Origin of the sequence: Amycolatopsis sp. NPDC051716, assembly GCF_040681595.1 — a bacterium.
Taxonomy (GTDB): Bacteria; Actinomycetota; Actinomycetes; order Mycobacteriales; family Pseudonocardiaceae; genus Amycolatopsis.
Genome location: NZ_JBFAZA010000036.1, coordinates 1 through 24,213, shown reverse-complemented (window position 1 = coordinate 24,213; position 24,213 = coordinate 1). Strand labels below are relative to the sequence as shown.

Here is a 24,213-nt window from a genome sequence, read left to right as displayed (position 1 = left end):
TTGGGGCCGTTCGGCTCAGCCGACCGGGTCCGCCAGGGGGACTTCGCCCTCGCCGAGCCAGGATCCGCGCCACGCCAGGTCGCCCCTGGTCAGGGGTTTTCCGCAGGAATCGCACTTCGCGCCCGGCCGGGTGAGCTGCCCGCAGCGGGTGTGGACCAGCGTCATCGGGCCGGGGGCGGCTTCCGACGCCGTGTGGGCGTCACCCCAGGCGCCGAGAGCGTGCAGCACCGGCAGCGCGTCCGAGCCGGCCTGGGTGAGGCGGTACTCGTGGCGGGTGCGGCCGCCGTCGCGGTAGGGGAGCTTCGTGAGCAGGCCGCGGTCGACGAGCTTGGCCAGCCGGGTGGTCAGCACGTTGTCCGCGATGCCGAGCTGGGCGCGGAAGTCCTCGAACCGGGTGGTGCCCGCGGTGGCGTTGCGCAGGATCAGCAGCGTCCACGGCTCGCCGAGGACGTCGGCGGCGCGCGCGATCGGGCAGGCGGCGTCCGCCCAGGTGATGCGACGGCTCATCGTGTGATCCCTTCGACCTGACTTGCTTGGAGCAAGTTTACCCCGTACCGTCTGAGTCAGCTAGCTTGCAACGAGCAAGCCAGGTGCGAGAGGAGTTCGTCATGGACATCACGGGTGCGGTGGCGCTGGTCACCGGAGCCAACCGGGGCCTCGGCCGGCGGTTCGCCGCGGCGCTGCTGGAGCGCGGCGCGGCGAAGGTCTACGCGGCCGCGCGCAATCCCGAGTCGATCGATCTGCCGGGAGTGGTCCCGCTGCGCCTCGACGTCACCGATCCGGAGTCGATCCGGGCCGCCGCGGCCGCGGCGGGCGACGTCACGCTGCTGGTGAACAACGCCGGCTCGTCGACCGGGTCGTCCCTGCTGGGCGGGTCCATCGAGGACATCCGGCTGGAGATGGACACGCACTACTTCGGCACGCTGGCCGTGACGCGCGAGTTCGCGCCGGTCCTCGAGCGCAACGGCGGCGGCGCGGTGCTCAACGTGCTGTCGGTGCTTTCCTGGTTCACCGCACCGCAGGTGGCGGCGTACTCCGCGGCGAAGTCCGCGGCCTGGTCGCTGACCAACGCGCTGCGCCTGGAACTGGCGGCCCAGAAGACGCAGGTGACGGCGCTGCACGTCGGGTACATGGACACCGACATGGCCAAGAACGTCGACGGCCCGAAGATCGACCCGGCGGTCGTGGCGGGCCTCGCCTTGGACGGCGTCGAAGAAGGCCGCTTCGAGGTGCTCGCCGACGACGTCAGCCGGAACGTGCGGGCCGGGCTCTCCGGCGATCTCACCGGGCTGTACCCCGCACTGGTTTCCTGAAGGCGTTTTTCCGACCCCGGAATACGGTGGTCCCCGCCGCGGGCGTATGAATAGGCGGGTGCCGGAACACGTCGAAGCCGGAATAGGCCGAACGAGAAACCGCTGGGGCGAAGGCGAACGGTTGCGCGGCGAGATCCTGGCCGCGGCCGGCCGGTTGCTCGCCGAGCTCGGCGGCGAGGACGGGCTGACGATCCGCGGCGTCGCCCGTGCCGTCGGCATCGCCCCGGCGAGCATCTACCAGCATTTCTCCGATCGAGCGGAATTGGTCCGCGGATTGCTCGACCACGAATACGTCCGGCTGCGGGATTCGATGCGCGCCGCGGAGGAGTCAATCGGCGAATCCGACGTCGTCGGCCGGGTCCGGGCCCAGATTCACGCCTACTGCGCGTTCGCCATGGAGAATCCGGGCCATTACCGCCTGATGCTGGCCAACGGAGCCTCCCGGCCGGACCCCGACGCCCGCGCGGAAGGCCCGCTGCTGGACGTGATCGACCGGCTGGCCGCGGGCTTCGAGCGCTGCATCGAGGCAGGTCACCCGCTCCGGGTGACACCAGGCCGCGCGGCGGCGGTGGTGTTCGTGGGCGCGCACGGGCGGGTGGCGTTGTTCCACAGCGTGCTCAACCGGACGGGGGCCGAGCTGGTGGAGCCGTTCGTGGACGAGCTGGTGTCGCTGGTGTTCGCGTGACCGGCTTCCGCATGAGGACGCAGGTGGTCTCGTAGCGGCGGATCGAACCGTCGGGAGCTTCCTCGTCCCAGCCGTCGGGTTCACTGCCGTAGGCGAGGTAGCCGAGCCGCTCGTACAACGCCTGCGCACGCGGGTTGTCCACTTCGACACCCAGCTCCGCGTGGGCCAGGCCGCGCGCCCGGATGCGGTCCTCGGCCGCGAGCACCAGAGCGGTGCCGATCCCGCACGACTGCAGCGCCGGGTGCACGGCCAGCTGCCCGATGGTGCCCGCCCCGGCGGCTTTCCGGTAGTCGATCAGTCCTTTGCCGACGGGCAGCCCGGACCGCGCCGCGCACGCGACGAGGTAGTCGGCGTCGTCCCGGCGGAGCTCCCGGGCCACGTGTTCGAGGTGCAGCCGGGAGCCCGACCAGCCGCATCCGGGCAGGTCGGCTTCGGTGAGGTCGCGGATGACCAGCGGGACCACGATTTCGGAGCGCACGGAAGCCACGGTATCGAGTTCACCCGGCTGCTCGGCAAAGCGCGTGATCAGGCCGTCTCGCCGAAGACCATGCGGTGGCCGCGGGCGGTGTCCATGTACTCGCGGACGCGGTGGATGAGGCCGTCGCGGAGTTCGAAGACGAAGCAGTAGTCGTTGGCGTAGTGGTTGCCGTTGGCCAGGGTGGCCGTCATCGTCTCCTCCACGATGACGCGCTCGCCGTCCGCGTGGAACCCGTGGAACGTCACCGTGACGTCGCTGACGAAGAAGCGGGGGAAGTCCTCGGCGAGGAACTGGACGATCGCCGGCCTGCCGACGAGGTGCGAGGAGCCGCCCAGGGCGACCGCCGTGGCGTTGCCCGGCGGCGCCAGCCATTCGGCGTCCTCGGTGAAGACGGCGGAGATCCGGTCCGCGTCGTGGCTGGCGAAGGCTTTCCAGGCGTTTTCGACGATGTCGCGGCTCGGCATGCCCGCGACCCTAACCGGGCGCGGGTGGCGCAGGCTGGCGGATTCGCGACGTCATCACAAGGCCCGCTGGGCCGCGTCCAGGTGCTCCGCCAGCCAGGCCGAGACGAACCGCTCCCGGTCGGCGTTCGTGTCCTGCCGCGGCACCATCTCCACCAGCATGATCAAGCCCAGGTAGACGCGGTACACCGTCAGCCGGCGGCGGCCCGGGGCGTCGAAGCGGGCCGCGCCGTACCCCGCCAGCAGCGGTGCGTCCAGGTCGTCGAACAGCGTCAGCGACACGAATTCCGCCACCGGGTCGCCCCAGAACGCGCGTTCCGCGTCGATGATGCCCGACACCCGGTCGCCGTCGAGCAGGATGTTGCCCTTCCACAGGTCGAAGTGGACCAGCACCGGCGTCGTGACCAGCTCCAGCAGCGGCTCGTGGCGGCGGACGAGGTGGGCGATCTCCGCCGCCGGGCGGGGGAGGCGCACGCCGTACCGGACGGCGTCCGCGAGGACCGCGTCCACCATCGCCGCGAACGCCGCCGGCCACGTCGGGTGCAGCGGGTCCTGGGGGTAGCCGAACCCGTCGCCGGTCACTTCGTGCAGGCCGGCCACGATCGCGCCCAGCTCGGTGCGCAGGTGCGGGCCGGCGCCGGGCACCTGGGCCCACGGGACGCCCGGCACCTCCGTCATCAGCAGGAACCCCGGCCCGGCGCCCACCACCGACGGCACCGGGCCCGGAATCCGGCGGTAGTACTCCGCTTCCGTCGCGAGCAGGTCGTGTTCGTAGGTCAGGCCGGGAGCCGTCGGTGCGATCTTGAGGACCAGCCGCCGTCCGTCCGCGAGCCGCACCCGGACCGCCCGGTTGTACGTTCCGCCGCCGATCTCCTCGGCCGCCACCACCGAAGCCGGGTCGATGCCCGATGCCGTCAGTTCCCCTTCCACCCGGCCGAGTCTTCCAGCTTTTCCGCCGCGTCGGCCAGGTCCTCCGGGGTCGGGGCATCGTCCTGGGTCAGGCTGCGCCGCCAGTAGCCGGTGAACTCGACGACGTTCTTGGCCCAGCCGCGCTCGCCGACGAGGTGGCGGCGCACCGCACGGACCGTCGAAGCCTCGCCGGCCAGCCACGCCGCCACCGAACCCTCCGGCAACGCCGCCCCGCGAACCGCCTCGACCAGCTTGCGGCCGTGCCCGGCGCCGTCCCGGTGCAGCCAGTGCACCTCGCCGGGCAGCGGCTGCTCCTCGGCCGCGTCCGCGACTTCGACGAACGCCACCGCGTTGTCCACTTCGGACAGAATGGTCGCGATGGCGGGGATCGCCGTCTCGTCGCCCGCGCACAGCAATGTGTCCGCTGTGGACAGTGGGCGGCGGTAGGCCGCGTCCGGGCCGTAGCGGCCGAGGACGTCGCCCGGCGCGGCTCGGCGCGCCCACGCCGTGGCCGGTCCCGCCGAGCCGGAGTGCAGCACGAAGTCGACGTCGATCGTGTCGCGATCCCGCGAGCGCACGGTGTAACTGCGCATCACCGGGCGCTCGTTCTCGGGGACCGCGAGGAACGCCTGGTACCAGCGCATCACGTCGCCGTCGGCCGCCGGCAGCCGCACGGGGCGGCCCGGCGGCGGGAACAGGAGCTTGAGCTGCTGGTCCGGCCACGGCTCCAGGTCGGCCAAATCGGAGTCGGTGAAGGTGACGCGCACGGTGCGCGGGGTGACCGGCCGCACCGCCGTCACTTCGAGCAGACCGGTCGGCTTCACGGCTTCCCCAGGTATTCGCGCAGGTGGCGGGCGGTGAGCGTGGAGGCGTCGGCCACCAGTGAAGCCGGCGTGCCCTCGAAGACGACGCGCCCGCCGTCGTGGCCGGCGCCGGGGCCGAGGTCGATCAGCCAGTCGGCGTGGGCCATCACGGCCTGGTGGTGCTCGATGACGATCACCGTGTTGCCGGCGTCGACGATCCGGTCGAGCAACGCCAGCAGCTGGTCGACGTCGGCGAGGTGCAGCCCGGTCGTCGGCTCGTCGAGGATGTACGTCGAGCCCTTCTCCGCCATCCGGATCGCCAGCTTGAGCCGCTGCCGCTCGCCGCCGGAAAGCGTGGTCAGCGGCTGCCCGAGCGTCAGGTAGCCGAGGCCGACGTCGGCGAGCCGGTCGAGGACCGTCCGCGCGTTGCCCGTGGCGAAGAAGTCCCGGGCTTCGGCGACGGACATCGCCAGGACCTCGCTGATGTTCTTGCCGCGCAGTTCGAAGGTGAGCACCTTGGGCGTGAACCGCTTGCCCTCGCACTCTTCGCAGACCGAGGCGACGCCGGCCATCATCGCCAGGTCCGTGTAGATCACGCCGAGGCCCTTGCAGCGTGGGCAGGCGCCCTCGGAGTTGGCGCTGAACAGGCTCGCCTTGACGCCGTTGGCCTTGGCGAACGCCGTCCGGATCGGGTCGAGCAGGCCGGTGTAGGTGGCCGGGTTGGAGCGCCGGGACCCGCGGATCGCCGACTGGTCGACCACGACGACGCCGTCGCGGCTCGCCAGTGAGCCGTGGATCAGCGACGACTTCCCGGACCCGGCCACGCCGGTGACCACGGTCAGCACGCCGAGCGGGACGTAGACGCTGACGTCACGCAGGTTGTGCAGGTGAGCGCCGGTGATCGAGACGTGCCCGGACGGCGTGCGGGGTTGCGCGCGCAGGGTGACGCGGTGGTCGAGGTGGCGGCCGGTGAGCGTGCCGGACGCGCGCAGGCCGTCGACGCTTCCCGTGTAGCAGAGCCGCCCGCCCGCGGTGCCCGCGCCGGGACCGAGGTCGACGACGTGGTCGGCGATCCGGATCGTCTCCGGCTTGTGCTCGACGACCAGGATCGTGTTCCCCTTGTCCCGCAAGCACAACAAGAGGTTGTTCATCCGCTCGATGTCGTGCGGGTGCAGCCCGACGGTCGGCTCGTCGAAGACGTAGGTGACGTCGGTGAGGCTGGACCCGAGGTGGCGCACCATTTTCACGCGCTGGGCCTCGCCGCCCGAGAGCGTCGCGGATTCGCGGTCGAGCGAGAGGTAGCCGAGGCCGATCTCGACGAGCGAGTCGAGGGTGTCGCGCAGGTTGCCCAGCAGCGGCCGGATCGACGGCGCGTCGAGGCTCCGGACGAACTCGGCGAGGTCGCTGATCTGCATCGCGGCGCAGTCGGCGATGTTCCGGCCCTCGATCTTCGCCGACAGCGCGGCCTGGTTGAGCCGGGCGCCGCCGCACTCCCCGCACGTCTTGAACGTCGCCGCCTTCTCGATGAACGCGCGCAGGCGCGGCTGCAGCGACTCGGTGTCCTTCTGCAGGTAGAGCCGCCGGACCTTCACCGCGAGGCCCTCGTAGGTGATGTTGGTCTTGCCGACCTTCACCTTGCACGGCCCCTTGTGCAGCAGGTCGTCGAGCTGCTCGGGCGTGAAGTCGCGGATCTTGGCGTCCGGGTCGAAGAAGCCGCACGAGAGGTAGGTCTGCACGTACCAGTTGTCGGGCGTGAAGCCGGGTACCTGGATCGCGCCGTCGTGCAGTGAGCGGTCGAAGTCGAGCAGGGCGTGGACGTCGAGGTCGGACACCCGGCCGAGGCCCTCGCAGCCCGGGCACATGCCCTCGGGCAGGTTGAAGCTGAACGCGCCGGACGTGCCGACGTGCGGTTCGCCGAGTCGCGAGAAGGCGATCCGCAGCATCGCGTAGGCGTCGGTCGCGGTGCCGACCGTGGAGCGCGAGTTGGCGCCCATCCGCTCCTGGTCGACGACGATGGCCGCGCTGAGGTTCTCCAGCAGGTCGACGTCCGGGCGGGACAGGCTGGGCATGAAGGACTGGAGGAAGGCGCTGTAGGTCTCGTTGATCAGCCGCTGGGACTCGGCCGCGATGGTGCCGAAGACCAGGGACGACTTGCCGGAGCCGGAGACGCCCGTGAACACCGTGAGCCGGCGCTTCGGGATGTCCAGGTCGATGCCGGTCAGGTTGTTCTCCCGGGCTCCCCGGACCTCGATCACGTCGTGGGTGTCGGCGGCCCGCCTGGGTGAGGTCATACCGTCCTTCTCGATAGTTTAGGCTGTAAAGTGATTACCGATCGTACAATACTTTAGGGTGTAAGGAGTCGGCAAGGTGGTCGTCTTCGCGGGTCAGGGCGACGCCCGCCGGTCCATGGAACTGCTGTGGGGGCCGCGCGTGGTGGCGCCGCGCACGGGCCCCGGGCCCAAGCCGGGCCTGTCGGTCGAGGCGATCGTCGCGGCGGCGATCGACATCGCGGACGCCGAGGGCATGGCGGCGCTGTCGATGCGCGCGGTCGGGGAGCGCCTCGGCCGCACGGCGATGGCGCTGTACACGTACGTGCCGGGCAAGACCGAGCTGGTCGACCTGATGTACGACCGCACCCTGGGTGAATTGCCTTCGTCGTTCCCGGTGACTTCGGGGTGGCGCGCGGCGGCTTTCTCGCTGGCCGACGCGCTGTGGGACCTGCACCTGCGCCACCCGTGGCTGCTGCAGGTCTCGCCGGCGCGGCCGGTGCTCGGGCCGGGGGAGTTCCACGTGCAGGAGACGCTGCTGTCCGTTCTGGCGTCGACCGGGCTGCCGCTGTCCCGGGTCCGCTGGGTGGTGGCGGCGTTGTTCAACATCGTGCGCGGCTCGGTGCAGGCGGCGGCGGAATCGCGGCAGGCGGCCCGCGAGACGGGACAGTCCGAAGAGGACTGGTGGTACGCGCGGTCGGCGTTGCTGGGGGAGCTGGCGCCGGATCTTCCGGCGCGGTTCCCGACGGTGGCTCGATTGGGTGAGGAGGGCGAGTACGAGGCTGCGGCGTCGGAGGAGCCTTATCTCGAGCGGGAGGCCCGGTTATCGTTCGAGGCGGGCCTGGAGCTGCTGCTGGACGGCGTCGAGGCGGCGATCGTCAAGGCTTCCGGGCCTCGATGAGGAACCGGGTCGTGTGGGCGACGAACGGGCTGTCGCGCTCGATCTTCTCGTGCAGCTCCCGCAGCTTGCCGCGGTACTGCTCCACCGTGAACCCCGGCACCATCCAGATCACCTTGCGCAGGAAGTACACCACCGCGCCGATGTCGAAGAACTCCGTGCGCAGCGACTCCGAGCGCAGATCGACGACTTCCAGCCCCGCGGCGGAAGCGGCGGCGGCGGCCCGGTCCGGGTGACGGCTGTTGCGCGCGGCCTCGGGCTGCGGGCCGAGGAAGAACTCGACCAGCTCGAACACGCTCGCCGGGCCGACCTGCTGGGAGAAGTACGTCCCGCCGGGGCGCAGGACGCGGGCGATCTCGGCCCACCGCGTTGTCACCGGGTGGCGGCTGCTGACGAGGTCGAACACGTTGTCGCGGAAGGGGAAGCCCGCGGTCGCCACGACGGTGACCCCGCGCGGCCGCAGCCGGGCCGCCGCCTTCGCGATGTTCGGCGCCCACGACTCGGTGGCGGCCATCAGCGGTGGCAGAGACGGGCAGCCGTCGAGGACTTCGCCGCCGCCGGTTTCCAAGTCGAGCGCGGCGGAAACCTGGGCCAGGCGCTCGCGGAGCAGCCGCTGGTAGCCCCACGACGGCCGGGCTTCGGTGGCGCGGCCGGCCAGCCAGGAGAAGTCCCAGCCGTCGACGGACACCGCCGACGCTTCGGCCACCAAGTCCTCGAACACGCCTCCGATGGTCACAAAGCCGACGGCGGGCCGCCACCCGATTTCCGGACCGGCGGCGGGGGCACCGGCTTGGCCAGCGTGACCGCGGAGAACGCCACCACGACCGGGCCGCGCCGGGTCTCCACCGTGCAGGAGTCCTCGTCGCGGGCCACCAGGTCGCCGAGCGCGTCGGTGAAGCCGCCCTCGATGCGGTAGCGCACCACGACCCGCGTGCCGAGCGGCAGTTCTCGCAGCAGTTTCACAGCCGGCCGCTCAGCTCCTCGTCCGACGGCTCGACCAGGAACGAACCGTCCTCCCAGACGATCGTCGGGATGCGGCGGGCGCCGTCCTGCAGCTCGCGGACGCGGCGCTCGGCGTCGGCGTCCGCCTCGACGTCCACATAGGAGTATTCGACGCCTTTGCGGTCGAGCAGCGCGCGGCTGCGCTTCACGTCCGGGCACCAGCTCGCGCCGTAGACCGTCAGCTTCACGAAACTACCTCCCTGACCGGGGTTTCCACCGGGACGTGCCCCAACTCTGCCAGCCAGCCGCGGAACACCCGGTGCAGGGCCTCCGCCCCGACGACCTCGCCCGGGAACCGCAGCTCACGCGGGTGCACCACGAACCCGCGCTGCTGCGGGCCGCCGAGGCCGCCGTGCGAGCCCACGTGCGTCTCGAACGGGGACGCCTGGTCCGAATCCGGGTCGTAGCGGCTGTTGATCATCACGTCCGCGCAGTGCGGGAACGTGTCCACCCGGCGGATCAGGTCCGCCGCGTGCGGGCCGTACGGCGGCAGCGGATCCTCGCCGATGACGACCCCCGTCGCCAGCCGGTGCAGGCCGTCGCGGCCCAGGACCACCGGGCCGAATTCGCGGCTGCGCACCAGCAGGAAGCCGACGCCGGCGTGGTCGACCAGGGACGGCAGCAGGTCCGGGAACTCCCGCTCGATCGTCTCCAGCTCGACGCGGCCTTCGTGGTCGGTGAACGACACCATCGCGAGGTGCCCCGACACGACCACCACCACGCCGGGTGCCACCCGGGTGACCGCGCCCGGCGCGCCGGACGTCGTGCGCGGGCGGTCCTCGGCGCACTCTGCGTCCTCCACCCGGGCGCGCAGCCGGCGCGCGATCGGGCCGCCGCTCGTCGTCGCCTCGGCCAGGGCCGCGTTGATCTGCCAGCTCTCGGCCTGCCGCCGCTTCCCCGAAGACGCCGTTGACGGCGAACCCCCGCACAGCCGGCCGACGTACGCCTCGATCGTCTCGCCGAACCGCTGCGAGAACGCCTGGCCCTGGGTCTGGCCGTGGTCCGACAGCGCCACGACGTGGTAGCGGCGCGGCGCCAGCCGGCTCGCCCGGTGCAGCCGCGCGACCTGCTGGTCGATCGAGCGCAGCACCGACAGCGTGTCGAACCGCTCGATGCCGGAGTGGTGCGCGACCTCGTCGTAGCCGAGGAAGTCCGCGTACACGACCGGCCGCCCGGCGAGCATGTCGCCGAGGATCGCGGAGACGACGATGTCACGCGCGATCACCGTCGTGCCCGGCCGGGCCAGCGGGTACCAGCCGCCGCGCGGGATCCGCGGCACCACGCCGGCGCGGCGCTGGCGCACCGACGCGCTGATTTCGCGGAAGACGTCGACGAGCGCGACGGCGAACGTGCGCAGCGCGTTGACCGGGTTCGCGAAGTAGGCGTAGTAGCCCGCGCCGAGCCGATCCCGGTGCCGGCGCAGCAGCTTTTTCGGGACCAGCAACGGGATCGAGCTCATCGTGAGGCTGACGTGGGCGGCGTCGCCGGAGAACAGGTTGCCGCGGCTCGCGCCGTCGCCGGCCAGGAGGCCGCGCCCGTCGGAGTGCCGCCGCTCGATCTCGGCCGCGTCGGCCGGGTGCGCGCACGCCATCACGTGGTCGCGGTCCTTTTCGTACCAGCGGAACCCGAGGATGTCGTGGTTGGAGCCGTGCAGGATGCCGCAGACGCTCGCCCCGGTCTGCGAGCTCCAGTCCGTGTGCCACCGGGTGAACGCGTGGCTGTCCTCGGCGAGCCACGCGGCGAACGTCGGCATGTCGCCGTCGCGGATCGCGCGGCGGACGGTGTCGTACCCGAGGCCGTCGATCTGCAGGAACAGCACCCCGGGCGGCTGGTCCGCGGCCCCGGTGGCGGGGGTGTGCCGCCGGCGGCGCCGGGCGGCGCGGCGGAAGAAGATCTCGTCCTCGTCGACGGCGAGCACGCTCGAGATGAGCGCGCCGACGGCGGCCATGCCGAGCGTGACGATCACCGCGGTCCGGAACCCGGCGACCTCGACGCCGGGCACGGTCCGGAACACGGCCAGCGTCCCGGCCCCGAGCAGCAGGAACCCGAAGACGCCGAAGGTGAGGAACGCCAGCGGGTAGGCGATCCGCATCACCAGCGGCCAGACCACGGCGGCGAGCAGGCCGAACAGCAGCGCGCAGACCGCCGGCTGCCACCAGTGCGTCATCCGGAACCCGGGCAGGAGCACGTCGAGCAGGCGCAGCGCGCCGGTCACCGCGATCCACACGCCCACCGCGCGGGCCACGGCCCGGCCGCCGCGCAGCAGCCGGCCCTTCGGCGCGGCCGACGTCACACCGGCTCCTTGGTCTTGCGCCGCCACCGGGCGATCACGTTGGCCAGCACGGTGACCAGCAGGACGAGCACCGTCGCCAGCAGCGTCGCGACGACGGGCGAGTCGAAGATGCCCCCGCTCAGGATGCCGAGCACCGCGTACGCGCTCGCCCAGAGCACGCACGCGCCGAGCGCGGCGGGCAGCAGGCGCCGCCACGGGTAGCCCAGCGCGGCCGCGGCGAGCAGCACCGGGATGCGGCCGGCCGGGACGAGCCGGCCGATCACCACGAGCTGCCAGCCGCGGCGGGCGAACTGCTCGCGGGCCTTCTCGAGCCGTTCGGCGGGCTGGCGGCGGCTGATCCAGCGGAACGCGGCTTCGCTGCCCAGGCGCGGGATCCCGAACGTCACGACGTCGCCGAGGTAGGCGCCGAGGGTGGCGAGGACGATCACCAGCGGCAGGGACAGGTGGCCGGTCGTCATCGCGACGGCGGCCGCGGCACCGACGACCGCGCCGGTGGGCACGATCGGGATGATCGAGCCGAGCAGCACGCCGCCGAACACCGCGGGGTAGCCGATGGCGGCCGGGTCGGTCCAGTTCACGCGCGGTCCTTCGGCGAGGGCAGGGCGACGTCGGCACCGGGCTCGGTGAACAGGACGTCGGTGGTTCCGCCGGCGGCTTTCACCTCGGCGGCGAACACCCGCGGCGGATCGGCCAGCAGCCGTCGCATCCGGGCGGTGCGCCGCAGGCCGGGGAGGGCGAGCGTGCCCCAGTGCACCGGCACGGCGGCCCGGGCCCCGACGAGCCCGGCGGCCCGCGCGGCGCGGGCGGGATCGAGGTGCCCGGGGCCGAGGTTCGGGCCCCAGCCCCAGACGGGCAGCAGGGCGACGTCGACCGGGCCGAGGCCGCGCATGCCGTCGAAGAGGTCGGTGTCGCCGGCGACGTAGATCTTCTTGCCGTCGCTTTCCAGGAGGTGCCCGAGCGCGGGACTCTGCGGCCCGTGCGTCAGCCGCGGCCCCCACCGGTGTCCGGAATGGACGGCTTCGGTGGCGGTGACGGTCAGGCCGCCGTCGGTGAGCGTCTCCCCGGGCGCGATCTCCTCGACGCGCTCGAAGCCCTTCTTGCGCAGCCACGTCCCGGCGCCGCGGGGGACGACGATCCGGGTGTCTTCGCCGAGCAGCCGCAGGGATGGCAGGTGCAGGTGGTCGCCGTGGAGGTGGGACAGCAGGACGAGGTCGACGCCGGCGTAGCTTTCGGGTGCCGGCACGGGCACGACCCGGACCAGCCCGCCGACGCGCGCGGTGAGCACCGGATCGGTCAGCACGACCCGGCCACCGAGTTCCAGGCGGACGGTCGAATGGCCGAGGAATCGCAGGCTGAAGCCGCTCACGCCCCGAGTATCACCTTCGCCGCCGCCGGACGCCCGGCGGAGTGGCCAGGGCAACGCCGTCCGGTGACCCCGGAGGGTCGGCTCGCGTACTCGGAGGGTCGGCTCGCGTGCCTGGAGGGTCGGTTTGCGTACTCAGGGGGTCGGAAGCAGGGACGAGATGCGCAGTGCCGATGTGCCGATGCCGGTCGGGCCGCTGAAGACCGGGACCGTTGCCGGGTGGTAGCCCAGCTCCGGCTCCGTGTAGCGGGCCGAGGTCTGGTGCCAGTGCACGATGCCGGCCATCCAGTCGCGCAGCTCCTTGACGAACCCGAGCAGGGTCTCCTCGGTGGCGTCGTCGCGGTACAGGGCGGACAGCTCGGTCGCCGCCGCGTGGTCGAACTCCGCCAAGCGGGCGTGGATCAGGTCGGTCACCACCTCGACCGCGCGCTCCTCGGGGCAGTCCAGGAAGTTCCGCACCACCAGCACCGCGTTGTGCAGCTCGCCTTCGTACTGGATCTCCTTGCGGTAGGAGTACAGGTCGTTGGCCAGGCCGGCCACGTCCGCCGCCGCGTGCTCGAGCGTCTGCACCGGGCGCGTCCGGTGCAGTGCCGGCGGCACCGCGCTGTCACGCGAGAGGCTCATCGTGAGGTCCGCGCCGAACGTCCGGCGCCGCATCTCGACGTAGTCGATCGGGTCCGGGATGCGGTTCTGGGCCTGGTTCGCCAGCTCCCAGAGCCAGCTCGACGTCATCGACTCGACCGCCCGGCGCACGGCGGGCCGGCTCTCCGCCGGGGTCCGCGGCCAGAGGTCGGCCAAGCCCGCCTCCAGCGGTGTCGTCGGCGCCGGCATCGGCGCGCCGGCCGCCGGCATGAAGGCCGGCAAGCGGAAGTTGGCCGCCTTCGCACCCGCGAGGTCGCGGGTCGCGCCGAACACCAGCGGGTAGTAGTCGTCGGCGTAGGTGCGCCAGGTCAGCCAGTCGCTCGTGACGTCGAGGGCGTCGGCGGTCGCGTCCGGGTGGATGCCCGCCGCGCACAGCGGCAGGTCGGCGGCCCGCAGCTTCCGCTCGTCCCACACCACGCCGTCGAGGAAGCCCGTGCGCCGTGCCCAGTCGACGTTGCGGACCCGGCAGGCGTCCAGGTGCGGGCTGAACCGCGGCGGCAGCGGCAGGTCGAGCGACGGCCGCGGCACGTCGGCCGGGCGGAACGGCGTCGAGCCGTACGCCCGCAGCCGTTGCGGTGCGGTGGCGAGCACCGAAGCGAAGATGCGGGCCGCGGACGTGCCGAGGTCCGGGCCGCCGTGGCCGGCCAGGGCGCCTTCGTTCATGTACCGGCTGGACCGCAGGTGCCATTCGTGCCCGCCGGACTGCCAGTCCTGCAGGCCCTTGACGTAGGCGAACGTCGCCGCGCGCGCGGCCGGGTCGACGCAGTGGTCGTCGAGCAGCGCGGGCACCTCGGTGAGCGCGGTGTGCTCGAACTGGTGCAGCCGGGAGGTGATCAGGTCGTTGACCGCGTCGGCCGCCTCCTGGGTGCCCAGCCCGAGGAACTTCTCGAACACCAGCACGCCGTTGGACAGCTCGCCCTCGTCCTGCACTTCACGCTGGTAGGAGAACAGGTCGTTGCGCAGGTGGACGCTGTCGGCGAAGCAGTCTCGCAGGACCTCCATCGGCCGGGACGCGGCGATCGCGGCCGGCACCTCGGCGTGCACCGAGTGCTCGACCAGGTTCGCCGACCACGGCGCGCCGCCGACCTTCCGCCGCATCTCGACGTACTCGATCGGGTTGGCGAGCCGGCCTTCGTTGATGTTGGCCAGTTCCCAGAGCGACTCGTCCAGCAGTGCCTTCGTGCTGTCGGCGAACCGGCGCCGCCAGCCGGCCGACCGGTGCGGGACCGTCCGGTTCCACAGGTCGGTGAGGCCGCGCTCGACCGGGTTTTCCGGGGTCGCGGTGATTTCCCCGTCGACCGGCATGAACTGTTCGAGCCGGTCGAGGTAGGCGCGTGCGCTGCCGATGTCGCCGGTGCGCTTGTAGAGCTCGAGGAAGTGGTCGTCGAAGTAGAACACCCAGACGTACCAGTCGGTGATCAGGTCGAGCTCGCCGGCGCCGGCGTCGGGGTGGGTGTACGCGCAGAGCAGCGCGTAGTCGTGGGAGTCGAGGTCGTGCTCGGTCCAGATCACCGTGCCGTGCTGCGGCACGTCGATCATGTCGAGCTCGCGCGCCCAGGCCTTGCTGTGCTCGCGCGCCCGATCCAGGTGCGGGTTCAGGCGCGCCGGGTAGGGCATGTAGAACTCGGGGAGGACGAACGGCTGTTCAGGCACACCGCGAGGCAACCAGCCGCCCGCGGTGTCCGCCAAGGGGAACAGCCGCGAAGCACACGAACGGGACGAGCGCGTCCCCCGGCCGGCCCAGCGGCGGTCCGGCCCGATCGGCACGCGGTGGCGGGCCGTCGCACGATGGTGTCTCCGGTGTCTCCGGCGAACGAGGAGAGCAGATGACCGACGAAACCCGGGTGGTCGACAACCCGGACGAAGACCGCTACGAGCTGTGGGCGGGTGAGAAGCTGGCGGGGATCGCGCAGTACGACCGCCGCGGCGACCTCACGGTGTTCACCCACACCGAGATCGACGACGCGTTCTCCGGCCAGGGCCTGGGCAAGGTGCTGGCCGCCGGCGCGCTCGACGACGTCGTCGCCCAGGGCCGGACCATCGTGCCGGTCTGCCCGTTCATCGCCGGGTACCTGAAGAAGAACCCGGGCTACGAGGACCACGTCCGCTGGCCGCGCGAGTAGGCCGGAAGCCTTACGAGCGTTGGGCCGTCCGGGTGATCTGAGCGGTATGTCCGGTTCCCTTGGTTATTAACCAACCTTCGTCGGTACTGCGTTGGTTGCCTGGCAACGAAAGTGTCGGCACAGGCTTCGAACGGCAACCCTGGAGGAAGTTGATGACTCCCCGGAAGACCGCCCTCAAGACCCTCGCGGTCTTGTCGGCCGCCGCGCTGACCAGCGGCGTTTGCGCCTCGGCGGCCACCGCGTCCCCACTGGCCTTCGCCGAACTGCAGGCCCAGGCGATCACCGACGCCACCCAGGTGGCCGACGCGCTCGGCGCCGCTTCCGGCGGCGTTTACCTGGAGAACGGCAAGGCCGTCGTGAACGTCGTCGACGACGCCGCGATGCAGCAGGTGCGGGCCGCCGGCCTCACCGCGAAGAAGGTCAAGCACACCTTCGCCGCGCTCACCGGTGTCAAGAACCAGCTGGACGCGGTGAAGAACGTGCCGCAGACCGCCTGGGGCATCGACACGAAGACCAACCAGGTCGTGGTGAAGGTCTACGACGCGGCCAGCCAGGAGACCGCCGGCAAGGTTGCCGCGGCCGCCGCGCGGTACGGCGACAGCGTCCGCGTCGAGCACCGCACCGGCAAGCTGGAGCTGTACATCAAGGACGGCGACGCGATCCAGAACAGCCAGGGCCGCTGCTCGCTCGGCTTCAACGTGACGCGCGGCGGCTCGCCGTTCCTGCTCACCGCGGGCCACTGCACCAACCTCGGCGGCACCTGGGCCGGCGGCGACGTCTCGGGCGCGCAGGTCGTCGAAAGCGACTGCCCCGGCGCCGACTCCGGCCTGCTGACCCGCCCGAACGGCACCGGGCCCGGCCATATCAACACCGGCCAGCAGATCACCGGCGCGGCCACCCCGACCGTCGGCGAGCAGATGCAGAAGCAGGGCTCGACCACCGGCGGCGGCAGCGGTGAAGTGACTTCGGTCGACGAGTCGGTCAACTTCGACGTCGGCGTGCTCAACCACGAGTTCGGCACCACCGCGCACACCGACCACGGCGACTCCGGCGGCCCGGCCTACGACGGCTCCAAAGGCCTCGGCACGCTGTCCGGCGGCGACACCGTGACCAGCTACTTCTACCCGCTCACCCTCGAGCTGCAGGCCTACGGCCTCCAGCTCGCCTGAGCCAGGGCGAGGGCCCGCTCACTTTCCGTCGGGGGAGGTGAGCGGGCCCTCGTTCCGTCACGCTTGGAGCCGCCGCGCGCGGTAGACGGCGTCGGTGTGGTGACCCTCGCCGCGCGTCTCGCACGTCTCGACCACCCACTGCCACGGGTCGCCGAGGTAGCCGGTGATCTCCTCGGGCTCGAAGTACAGCTCCTCCGGCGGCTTCTGGCCGTCGAACTCCCGCATGGCCTTCGGCGAGTGGCCGGCGACCAGCAGCGAACCGCCGGGCCGGATCGCCGCCGCGGCCGCCGTGAAGACGTCGCGGCGCAGGTCCGGCGGGAGGTGCATGTACTGCGCCGAGACCAGGTCGTACTGCGCCTCCGGCCGCCACTCGAGGATGTTGCGGTGCAGCCAGTTCACCGTCACGCCCGCCTCGGCGCCGGCTTCCGCCGCGCGGGCGAGCGCGGTGGTCGAGATGTCGACGCCGTCGACCGTCCAGCCCCGCTTGGCCAGCCAGATCGCGTCGCCGCCTTCGCCGCTGCCGAGGTCGAGGGCGTGCCCGGGTTTCAGGCCCTCGACCTCGGTGCGGAGGTTGACGTTGACGTTCCCGCTCCAGATGCGGTGCTCGTCACGCTGGTACATCGCTTCCCAGAAGTCCTGCTTGAGCATCGCGTCGACGGTCATCGGGTGGTCGTGGGGCATGGTTCCTCCTCGGGGACGTCCACCCAGCATGCGGACGACGTCCCCGAGAAGGCAAACCTCGTTGCCGATCCGGCAACTCAGGCCGTGCCGTACACCTGCATTTCGTACAGCGAGTAGCCGTACGAGGTCCCGCGCGTGACGCCGTTCATCCGCACGTACCGGCCGGTGCCGGTCAGGCCGGTGAGATCGTCCGTGCCGCCGTTGCCGGTCGTGGTGGTGTAAATGGTCGTCCAGGTGGTGCCGTCGGCCGACGTCTGGATGCTGTACGCCTTCCCGTACGCGGCTTCCCAGGTCAGTTTGACGTGCGTGACGGATTTCGCCGCGCCGAGGTCGACGCGCAGCCACTCGGCGTTGCTCCCTTCCTTGGACGCCCACCGCGTGCTCGTCAGGTTGCCGTCCACGGCCGCGCCCGCCGGGTACGACGACGATTCGGTGGAGGACGCCGTCGCGGCCTTGCCCTGCGACAGCAGCGTTTCCGGGCCGCCGGTGCCGGTCACCGTGACGCCCAGCGAGGCCGTCTTCGTGCCGCCGGTGAGGGTGATCGCCGCCGAGCCGGGGGACGCGGTGGCCGCGGCGGCGACCGTGACGGTCGAGGTCCCGCCGGCGGGCACCGACTCGGGGGAGAAGGAGACGGTCACGCCCGCGGGAGCGCCGCTCGCGGAGAGCGTCACCGCGTCGGTGGAGGTCACGGTGGCCGTCGCCGAAGCGCCCGGCGCGACCGTCACCGACGACGGCGTCACGCTGAGGCCCGCGGCGCTCGCCGCGGTGAACGTCCAGCGGGCCGCGGTGCCGGAGCAGCTGCCCGCGGTCAGCGTGGTGCCCGAGGCGTGGAAGCACTTCTTGCTCGTCTGGATGTCCGAGATGGTGCCGTCGGGGTTGATCGACCACTGCTGGGCCGGGCCGCCGGTGCAGGTCTGCAGCACGATCGAGCTGCCGGAGATGCCCGCGCACTTGTCGTTGATGACGAGGAAGGCGCCGTGGAAGGTGAACCGCTGCTCGGCACCTGAAGTGCAGGCGGCCACCTTCAGCGTGGTACCGCTGCTCGGAGCGGCCAGGCAGGTGCCGGTGGCGGTGTTGCGGTACTGCCCGACCGTGGTGTTCGGCTGCGCGCCGCCCCAGCACTCACCGGTGCTCGTGTTGAAGATCGGCGTCGCGTCATAAGGCTCGTTCGAGGGCGGGTCGACGACGACCGGCTCCATGACCGGCGTGTTGTCGGGGTTGTAGTGCGTGAGCGCGTCTTCGCAGTCGATCGCGTCGAAGGCGCTGCCGCCCTTGCCGCCGAGCCAGAGGTCGATGTGGCGCAGGCCGGGGCCGCCGTTCGGGCCCTGGCTGTTCCAGTCGTCGGAGCACTCGTCGCAGCCGTCCTCCATGATGAAGTACTTCTGCACCCGCGGCACCCAGACCTTGGTGCCGGGCTTGAGTTCGTCGCTACTGGTGGCGAAGGTGATCGGGTCGGCGTACGTGCCTTTGCCGCCCGCGGTGCCGTGGATCTGCGGGTAGGAGATGTCCCCGCCGGGCGGGGTGTTGTCCCACCAGCCGTAGAAGGTGAGGAACGTCGGCTGGGTCGCGGCCGCGCTCGCCGTGCTCGCGCCGGTCAGCGCGGCGGTCAAGGCGAGGAACAGGGTCACGACGAGCACGAGCGCGCGCCGGGTCATGCTGCCTCCGAGGGACTGGGCGGACGATGACTGCGGCGTGCGTCCAAGGTTCGCCGGGGTTCGCGGGCGCGTCAAGACCTATTCGTAAACTTTCCTAACGAACCGGGTTTCGTGTCCCGCTCGCCGGGAAAATCCGGTGGGGAAGCGGATTCCTCGGCGAAGATGGCGCCATGAGCGAACAGCGGGAAATCGTGGTCACCGGCGGCGGCACCGGCATCGGGCTGGCGATCGCCGCGCGGTTCGCGGCGGCGGGCGAGCGGGTGACGGTCACCGGGCGGCGCAAGGACGTCCTCGAAGCGGCGGCGGAGAAGATCGGCGCGCGGGCGGTGGCCTTCGACGCGAGCGATCCGGCGGCCGTGCAGGCCGCGCTGGCGGAGCTGCCGCGGCGGGTGGACGTCCTGGTCAACAACGCCGGCGGCAACACCGACCGGGTCCGGGAGGCGCCCGCGGCCGGCGACCTGAAGGGCCTCGCCGACGCGTGGCAGGCGAACTTCGAGGCCAACGTGCTTTCCGCCGTGCTCGTCACCGCGGCACTGAAGCCGCGCTTCGCGGACAACGTGCGTGTCGTGACTCTCGGCTCGATCGCGGCCAAGCAGGGCTCGGGCTCGTACGGCGCGGCGAAGGCGGCGATCGAGGCGTGGAACACCGACCTCGCGCGGCAGCTGGGCGCCGGGGGAACGGCCAACGTCGTCGCGCCGGGTGTCGTCCTCGACACGGAGTTCTTCCACGGCACGATGACCGACGAATGGCTGAGTTCCCGGATCTCCATCGCCTTCAACCAGCGTGCCGGCCGTCCGGAGGAAATCGCGGACACCGTGCGGTTCCTGGCGGCGCCGGAAGCCGCCCACCTCACCGGCCAGGTCGTGCACGTGAACGGCGGCGCGTACGGCGCTCGCTAGGCCATCCGGGTCGCAAGTGGGGCGCCCGCCCCACGGCGGCCGCGGTCCTCTCCATGGTGGAAAGGGAAAGACCACCGGAAGAGAGAGGTGATCCGCCGTGACGGCCGCACCCGCAACCCCGGCCCTCCCGACGACCCGGCCGGCCGGCTGCCCGTTCGACCCACCCGGCAGCTACGCCGCCCGCCGGGAAACCGCGCCCACGTCGAAGGTGCGGTGCCCGGCGGGCATGGACGCCTGGCTGGTGACGCGGTACACCGACGTCCGCGCCGTGCTCGCCGACCGCACGATGAGCTCGCGCGGCGCGTCATCGGTGCACGTGAACCCGAACGCCGACCTCGACGAAGAGGTCCACCCGGGCTCGATCATCCAGCTCGACGGCGCCACGCATTCGCGGCTGCGGAAGAAGGTGATCGCGGAGTTCACCGTGCGGCGCGTGGAGGCGTTGCGCGGCTACGTCCGGCAGCTGGTGGAGAGCCACCTGGACGCGATGCTCGCGCAGGGCGCGCCGGCCGATCTGGTGCGGGACTTCGCGTTGCCGATCCCGTCGCTGGTGATCTGCGAGCTGCTCGGCGTCCCGTACGCCGACCGGTCGCGGTTCCAGCGGCAGAGCACGACGCTGGTCAGCACGGACGCGACGCGTGAGGAAGGCGAGGAAGCGTACGACGCGCTTTCGGGTTATCTGGCCGCGTTGTTCACCGAAAAGCAGCGGAATCCGCAGGACGACCTGTTCAGCAGGCTTTCGGTCGCCGGTGCCGACGACCCGCTGACGATGGAGGAGCTGGTCGTGCTCGGGCTGAGCCTCCTGGTGGCCGGCCACGAGACGACGGCCAACATGATCGCGTTGAGCACGCTGGTGCTGCTGGACCACCCCGGCCAGCGGGAGGCGGCGCTCGCCGCGCCGGAGCGGGCGGTCGAAGAGCTGCTGCGGTACCTCTCGGTGGTGCAGTGGGGTGTGCTCCGGTACGCGACTTCGGACGTCCAGGTCGGGTCGCAGCCGGTCCGGGCGGGCGAGTGGCTCGTCGCCGCGCTGAACTCGGCCAACCGCGACGAGTCGGTGTTCCCGGGCGCGGACGAGCTGGACTTCGATCGCGAGTCGCCGCGGACGCACGTGGCGTTCGGGTTCGGGGCCCACCAGTGCGTCGGGCAGCAGCTGGCCCGGGTGGAGCTGCAGGAGGCGCTGACCGGGTTGTTCCGCCGGGTGCCCGACCTGCGGCTGGCCGTGCCGCGGGAGGAACTGGGGTACAAGCACAACACGCTGGTGTACGGCGTCCGGGAGCTGCCGGTCGCCTGGGGCTGAGAAAATCGGGGGCGTCTTCGCGGCCGGGCGGCTACCGTGGCCGGCAACGCGCTGATGGAGCCGAGTAGTCCCGGGAGCGCACGGGTCAAGAGAGCCGCCGGTAGCTGGGAAGGCGGTCCCGTGCCCGGCGGCGAAGACCCTCCGGAGTGCGGGGAGGAACGGCGTCCGCGTCCCATGCCCCGCCGGCCGGCCCCCGTCACCGGGCCGCGAAGAGGCCGCCCCGCCGGCGGTGAAAGTGCGGTGGCACCGCGATTCCCCTAGTCGCCCGCACTCCCGAGGGATCTTGTTGGGAGGGTGATGAGTTCTCGTGTTCTGGCCGCCGACCTGCCCCGGTACGTCGGCGCCCGCGTCCGCGTCGCCGGCTGGGTGCACCGCCGGCGACGCCTGAAGTCCGTCACGTTCGTCGTGGTCCGGGACCGCTCCGGGCTCGCGCAGGTCGTGCTGCGCGGTGCCGCGCCGCCGGAGGAAACCGTCGTCGAGGTGCACGCCACCGTGTCGGCCAGCCCGCGCGCACCCGGCGGTGTCGAGCTGACCGAGCCGGTCGTGGAAACGCTGGCCGAAGCGGTGCCGCCGCCGTTCGACCTCTACCGGCCCGCCGTCACCGCGTCACTGCCGGCGATCCTCGACCACGCGCCGGTGGCCCTGCGGCACCCCGCGTTGAAGGAACGCTTCGCGGTGGCCGCGGCCGCCGTGCGCGGATTCCGGTCCACTTTGGACAGCCTGGGCTTCACCGAGGTGCACACGCCCAAGATCGTGGCGTCGGCGACCGAATCCGGCGCGAACGTCTTCGGCATCGACTACTTCGGCCGGCCCGCCTACCTCGCGCAGTCGCCGCAGTTCTTCAAGCAGGCACTCGTCGGCGTGTTCGAACGCGTCTACGAGGTCGGCCCGGTCTTCCGCGCCGAGCCGCACGACACCGCCCGGCACCTCGCGCAGTACACCAGCCTCGACGTCGAGTTGGGGTTCATCCGGGACCACCGCGACGTCATGGCCGTGCTCCGCGAAGTACTGGCCGGGATGGCGGACCCGGCGCTGGTCACCGTGCCCGGGGAGATCCCGGAGATCCCCTTCGCCGCGGCGCTGGACCTGCTGGAGGCGGACCCGCGTGAGCCCGACCTCGCCCCGGCCCACGAGCGGGCGCTGTCGGCGTGGGCGCGGCGCGAGCACGGGTCGGACTTCCTCTTCGTGACCGGTTACCCGATGGCGAAACGGCCGTTCTACACGCACCCCGACCCGGCGCGGCCCGGCTACTCGAACAGCTTCGACCTGCTCTTCCGCGGGGTGGAGCTGGTGACCGGCGGCCAGCGCCTGCACCGGCACGCCGACTACCTCGCGGTGCTGGGCGACGCCGCGCCGGAGTACGCCGACTACCTGCAGGCGTTCGCGCACGGCATGCCACCCCACGGCGGCTTCGCGATCGGTCTGGAACGCTGGACGGCGCGGCTGCTCGGCGCCGCGAACGTCCGGCAGGTCACGCTGTTCCCGCGCGACCTGCACCGGCTGACCCCGTGAGGAGGGCCCATGACAGCTCGTCGCCTCTGGGCGGCCGTGGAACCGTTGCACGCCGTCGTCTACTTCGCGCCCGAGACGGCCGAAGCGGCGAAGGCGGCCGGCCTGCGCGGCTACTGGATGGGCTACTTCGCGGGGCGGCTGGCGCCCCTGGGCCCGATCGGTCCCGAGCCGGCGGCGGCGGTGCTGTTCGGCTTCGCGCCGGAGATGGTGGCCCGGGCGTTGCCCGACGCGTGGTCGTTCGCCTCGCCCGCGGCCGTCCTCGGCTCCCGGCTCGAGGCCGTGGGGACGGCGTTGCGGCCGGTCATGGCCGACGTGTCGGAGCTGAGCGCCCTCCTGTGGCGGGCGGCGGACGCGTGCGAGTTCGGCGGCCGCCCGCTCGCGGCGGCGTGGGCGGCGGTGCCGAAGCCGGCGGACCCGCTGTCGAGCCTGTGGCTGGCGACGACGATCCTGCGCGAGCACCGCGGCGACGGCCACGTCCTGGCGGCGGTCCACGCCGGCCTGAGCGGCTTGGAGACGACGCTCACCCACATCGGTGACGGAGTGCTCGGCCGCAGGGACGTCCAGCCCCACCGCGGCTGGTCGGACACTCAGTGGGACGCGGCGGTCGACCGGTTGCGCACCCGCGGAATCCTCGACGCTCACGGCCGCCTGACCGACGCGGGCCGCGAGTTGCGCCGCGGGATCGAGGAGGACACGGATCGCCTGGCGGAGGCGCCGGTGACGGCCCTGGGCGCCGACGTCGAGCGGCTGCTGGAGCTGGCGGTGCCCCTGGCCCGGGCGGTGTTCGACAGCGGCGTGGTCCCGGTGCCGAACCCGATGGGTGTCACCCGTCCGTGAGTGTCGATTTCGGCCGGGCCCGTTCGACGCACTGGTGAACGCACCCGGACTTCGGAGGACTCCATGACGTTGCTCGCCGGCAAGAACGCGATCATCTACGGCGCCGCGGGGCGGATCGGCACGGCCGTCGCCACCGCGTTCGCCGGGGAAGGCGCGCGGGTGTTCCTCGCCGGCCGGACCCGGGCCCGCCTCGACGAGGTGGCCGGCGCCCTCCGCGCGGCCGGCGGCGAGGCCGAGACGGCGGAGGTCGACGCCCTCGACGAGCGAGCGGTGGACGAGCACGCCGCCGCGGTCGCCGCCGAGGGCGGCATCGACGTCTCGGTCAACTTGATCGGCCACGGCGACGTCCAGGGCACGCCGCTGGTGGACATGGCGCTCGCGGACTACGAACGCCCGGTGGTGACGGCCGTGCGCACCCAGTTCCTCACCGCCCGCGCGGCGGCCCGGCACATGATCGCGCGGCGGTCCGGGGTGATCTTGTTCTTCGGGGGAGCGGCCGACCCGGTGCGCGAGTTCGCGGTCGGCGGGCTGCAGGTGGCGTTCCACGCGGTCGAGGCGATGCGCCGCCAGCTCGCGGCCGAGCTGGGCCCGCACGGGATCCGCACGGTGACGCTCCGGACGGGCGGCATCCCGGAGACGCTGCCGGCGGACTTTCCGGGCAGGTCGGAGCTGGCGGAGAACATCGCGGGCAAGACGATGCTCGGCCGCGCGGCGACCTTGGCCGACGTGGGTGCGGTGGCGGCGTTCGTGGCCTCGGACCGGGCGGCCTCGATGACGGCGGCGACGGTGAACGTCAGCTGCGGTGCCTTGGTCGACTAGTGTCGCGCGTCGCAAGTTGTTTGACGTCCGGGAAGAGCGCCCCAATGTGGCCTTCGGTGCGTTGAACGCACCGAAGGCGGCCTTCGGTGCGTTCAACGCACCGAAGG

25 protein-coding genes are annotated in these 24,213 nt (G+C 72.1%); 10 read left to right on the top strand and 15 right to left on the bottom strand.

The genetic code is table 11. From position 1 onward, the window contains the following. Positions 1-15: 15 nt before the first annotated feature. Positions 16-507: a helix-turn-helix domain-containing protein gene (locus tag AB0M30_RS36900; protein ID WP_364593939.1), complete on the bottom strand. Its 492-nt coding sequence runs from the start codon at positions 505-507 to the stop codon at positions 16-18. 101 nt (positions 508-608) lie between these two features. Here AB0M30_RS36900 and AB0M30_RS36895 point away from each other — a divergent pair, with 101 nt between their 5' ends. Both AB0M30_RS36895 and AB0M30_RS36890 read left to right on the top strand, forming a co-directional pair. Next, positions 609-1,313 (top strand): SDR family oxidoreductase, encoded by a 705-nt coding sequence (locus tag AB0M30_RS36895; protein WP_364593936.1) that lies wholly within the window; start codon positions 609-611, stop codon positions 1,311-1,313. A 121-nt stretch (positions 1,314-1,434) separates the two neighbouring features. Then, entirely contained in the window at positions 1,435-1,998 is a 564-nt protein-coding gene (locus AB0M30_RS36890) for a TetR/AcrR family transcriptional regulator (RefSeq protein ID WP_364593933.1), read from the top strand. Here AB0M30_RS36890 and AB0M30_RS36885 read toward each other — a convergent pair. From AB0M30_RS36885 to AB0M30_RS36865, 5 genes are read right to left on the bottom strand one after another with little or no spacing between them, the layout of a single operon-like run. Next, positions 1,931-2,476, bottom strand: coding sequence for a GNAT family N-acetyltransferase (locus AB0M30_RS36885; RefSeq protein WP_364593930.1), 546 nt, complete (start codon positions 2,474-2,476; stop codon positions 1,931-1,933). The two genes, AB0M30_RS36890 and AB0M30_RS36885, sit on opposite strands and share 68 nt — an antisense overlap. Before the next feature lie 47 nt (positions 2,477-2,523). After that, entirely contained in the window at positions 2,524-2,940 is a 417-nt protein-coding gene (locus tag AB0M30_RS36880) for a nuclear transport factor 2 family protein (RefSeq protein WP_364593927.1), read from the bottom strand. A gap of 54 nt (positions 2,941-2,994) precedes the next feature. Further along, positions 2,995-3,867, bottom strand: a complete 873-nt coding sequence (locus tag AB0M30_RS36875; protein ID WP_364593924.1) for an aminoglycoside phosphotransferase family protein — start codon at positions 3,865-3,867, stop codon at positions 2,995-2,997. Next, positions 3,852-4,670, bottom strand: a complete 819-nt coding sequence (locus AB0M30_RS36870; protein ID WP_364593921.1) for a siderophore-interacting protein — start codon at positions 4,668-4,670, stop codon at positions 3,852-3,854. Before AB0M30_RS36870 ends, AB0M30_RS36875 begins: the two co-directional genes overlap by 16 nt. After that, positions 4,667-6,940: an excinuclease ABC subunit UvrA gene (locus AB0M30_RS36865; protein WP_364593918.1), complete on the bottom strand. Its 2,274-nt coding sequence runs from the start codon at positions 6,938-6,940 to the stop codon at positions 4,667-4,669. Before AB0M30_RS36865 ends, AB0M30_RS36870 begins: the two co-directional genes overlap by 4 nt. A 76-nt stretch (positions 6,941-7,016) precedes the next feature. On the opposite strand from AB0M30_RS36865, the gene AB0M30_RS36860 reads away from it, so the two are divergent. Then, positions 7,017-7,817, top strand: a complete 801-nt coding sequence (locus AB0M30_RS36860) for a TetR/AcrR family transcriptional regulator C-terminal domain-containing protein (protein WP_364593915.1) — start codon at positions 7,017-7,019, stop codon at positions 7,815-7,817. Here the strand turns inward: AB0M30_RS36860 and AB0M30_RS36855 are convergent. From AB0M30_RS36855 to AB0M30_RS36825, 7 genes are all read right to left on the bottom strand, one after another. Continuing rightward, positions 7,795-8,544: a methyltransferase domain-containing protein gene (locus AB0M30_RS36855; protein WP_364594157.1), complete on the bottom strand. Its 750-nt coding sequence runs from the start codon at positions 8,542-8,544 to the stop codon at positions 7,795-7,797. The two genes, AB0M30_RS36860 and AB0M30_RS36855, sit on opposite strands and share 23 nt — an antisense overlap. A 2-nt stretch (positions 8,545-8,546) precedes the next feature. Next, positions 8,547-8,777, bottom strand: coding sequence for a ferrous iron transport protein A (locus AB0M30_RS36850; RefSeq protein ID WP_364593912.1), 231 nt, complete (start codon positions 8,775-8,777; stop codon positions 8,547-8,549). Continuing rightward, on the bottom strand, positions 8,774-9,004 hold the full coding sequence (locus AB0M30_RS36845; protein ID WP_364593909.1) for a glutaredoxin domain-containing protein: 231 nt from the start codon (positions 9,002-9,004) through the stop codon (positions 8,774-8,776). The genes AB0M30_RS36850 and AB0M30_RS36845 overlap by 4 nt, the downstream gene beginning before the upstream one ends. Next, a complete protein-coding gene (locus tag AB0M30_RS36840) occupies positions 9,001-11,109 on the bottom strand; it encodes a phage holin family protein (protein ID WP_364593906.1) in 2,109 nt (702 codons plus the stop codon). Before AB0M30_RS36840 ends, AB0M30_RS36845 begins: the two co-directional genes overlap by 4 nt. Further along, positions 11,106-11,687 carry a VTT domain-containing protein gene (locus tag AB0M30_RS36835; RefSeq protein ID WP_364593903.1) on the bottom strand — a complete coding sequence of 194 codons (582 nt, stop codon included), beginning with the start codon at positions 11,685-11,687 and terminating at the stop codon, positions 11,106-11,108. The genes AB0M30_RS36840 and AB0M30_RS36835 overlap by 4 nt, the downstream gene beginning before the upstream one ends. After that, a complete protein-coding gene (locus AB0M30_RS36830; protein ID WP_364593902.1) occupies positions 11,684-12,475 on the bottom strand; it encodes an MBL fold metallo-hydrolase in 792 nt (263 codons plus the stop codon). The genes AB0M30_RS36835 and AB0M30_RS36830 overlap by 4 nt, the downstream gene beginning before the upstream one ends. A 132-nt stretch (positions 12,476-12,607) precedes the next feature. After that, entirely contained in the window at positions 12,608-14,731 is a 2,124-nt protein-coding gene (locus AB0M30_RS36825; protein WP_364594154.1) for a germacradienol/geosmin synthase, read from the bottom strand. Positions 14,732-14,940: 209 nt separating this feature from the next. Here AB0M30_RS36825 and AB0M30_RS36820 point away from each other — a divergent pair, with 209 nt between their 5' ends. After that, positions 14,941-15,237: a GNAT family N-acetyltransferase gene (locus AB0M30_RS36820; RefSeq protein ID WP_364593899.1), complete on the top strand. Its 297-nt coding sequence runs from the start codon at positions 14,941-14,943 to the stop codon at positions 15,235-15,237. Between the two features lie 152 nt (positions 15,238-15,389). Then, positions 15,390-16,406, top strand: a complete 1,017-nt coding sequence (locus tag AB0M30_RS36815) for a S1 family peptidase (protein ID WP_364593897.1) — start codon at positions 15,390-15,392, stop codon at positions 16,404-16,406. Positions 16,407-16,463: 57 nt separating this feature from the next. On the opposite strand, the gene AB0M30_RS36810 is transcribed toward AB0M30_RS36815, so the two are convergent. Both AB0M30_RS36810 and AB0M30_RS36805 read right to left on the bottom strand, forming a co-directional pair. Then, complete coding sequence (locus AB0M30_RS36810) at positions 16,464-17,087, bottom strand: class I SAM-dependent methyltransferase (protein ID WP_364593894.1); 624 nt, start codon at positions 17,085-17,087, stop codon at positions 16,464-16,466. A gap of 77 nt (positions 17,088-17,164) precedes the next feature. Beyond that, positions 17,165-18,742, bottom strand: coding sequence for a discoidin domain-containing protein (locus AB0M30_RS36805; RefSeq protein WP_364593891.1), 1,578 nt, complete (start codon positions 18,740-18,742; stop codon positions 17,165-17,167). A 170-nt stretch (positions 18,743-18,912) separates the two neighbouring features. Between AB0M30_RS36805 and AB0M30_RS36800 the strand changes: the two genes are divergently transcribed. The 5 genes from AB0M30_RS36800 (at position 18,913) to AB0M30_RS36780 (ending at position 24,106) form a co-directional block, all read left to right on the top strand. Further along, positions 18,913-19,641: an SDR family oxidoreductase gene (locus tag AB0M30_RS36800; RefSeq protein ID WP_364593888.1), complete on the top strand. Its 729-nt coding sequence runs from the start codon at positions 18,913-18,915 to the stop codon at positions 19,639-19,641. 97 nt (positions 19,642-19,738) lie between these two features. After that, positions 19,739-20,938 carry a cytochrome P450 gene (locus AB0M30_RS36795; RefSeq protein WP_364593886.1) on the top strand — a complete coding sequence of 400 codons (1,200 nt, stop codon included), beginning with the start codon at positions 19,739-19,741 and terminating at the stop codon, positions 20,936-20,938. Positions 20,939-21,235: 297 nt separating this feature from the next. Next, a complete protein-coding gene (gene aspS, locus AB0M30_RS36790) occupies positions 21,236-22,450 on the top strand; it encodes an aspartate--tRNA(Asn) ligase (RefSeq protein WP_364593883.1) in 1,215 nt (404 codons plus the stop codon). A 9-nt stretch (positions 22,451-22,459) separates the two neighbouring features. Beyond that, a complete protein-coding gene (locus AB0M30_RS36785) occupies positions 22,460-23,287 on the top strand; it encodes a hypothetical protein (RefSeq protein ID WP_364593880.1) in 828 nt (275 codons plus the stop codon). A gap of 63 nt (positions 23,288-23,350) precedes the next feature. Continuing rightward, positions 23,351-24,106 carry an SDR family oxidoreductase gene (locus AB0M30_RS36780; protein ID WP_364593877.1) on the top strand — a complete coding sequence of 252 codons (756 nt, stop codon included), beginning with the start codon at positions 23,351-23,353 and terminating at the stop codon, positions 24,104-24,106. The last annotated feature ends 107 nt before the right edge of the window (positions 24,107-24,213 follow it).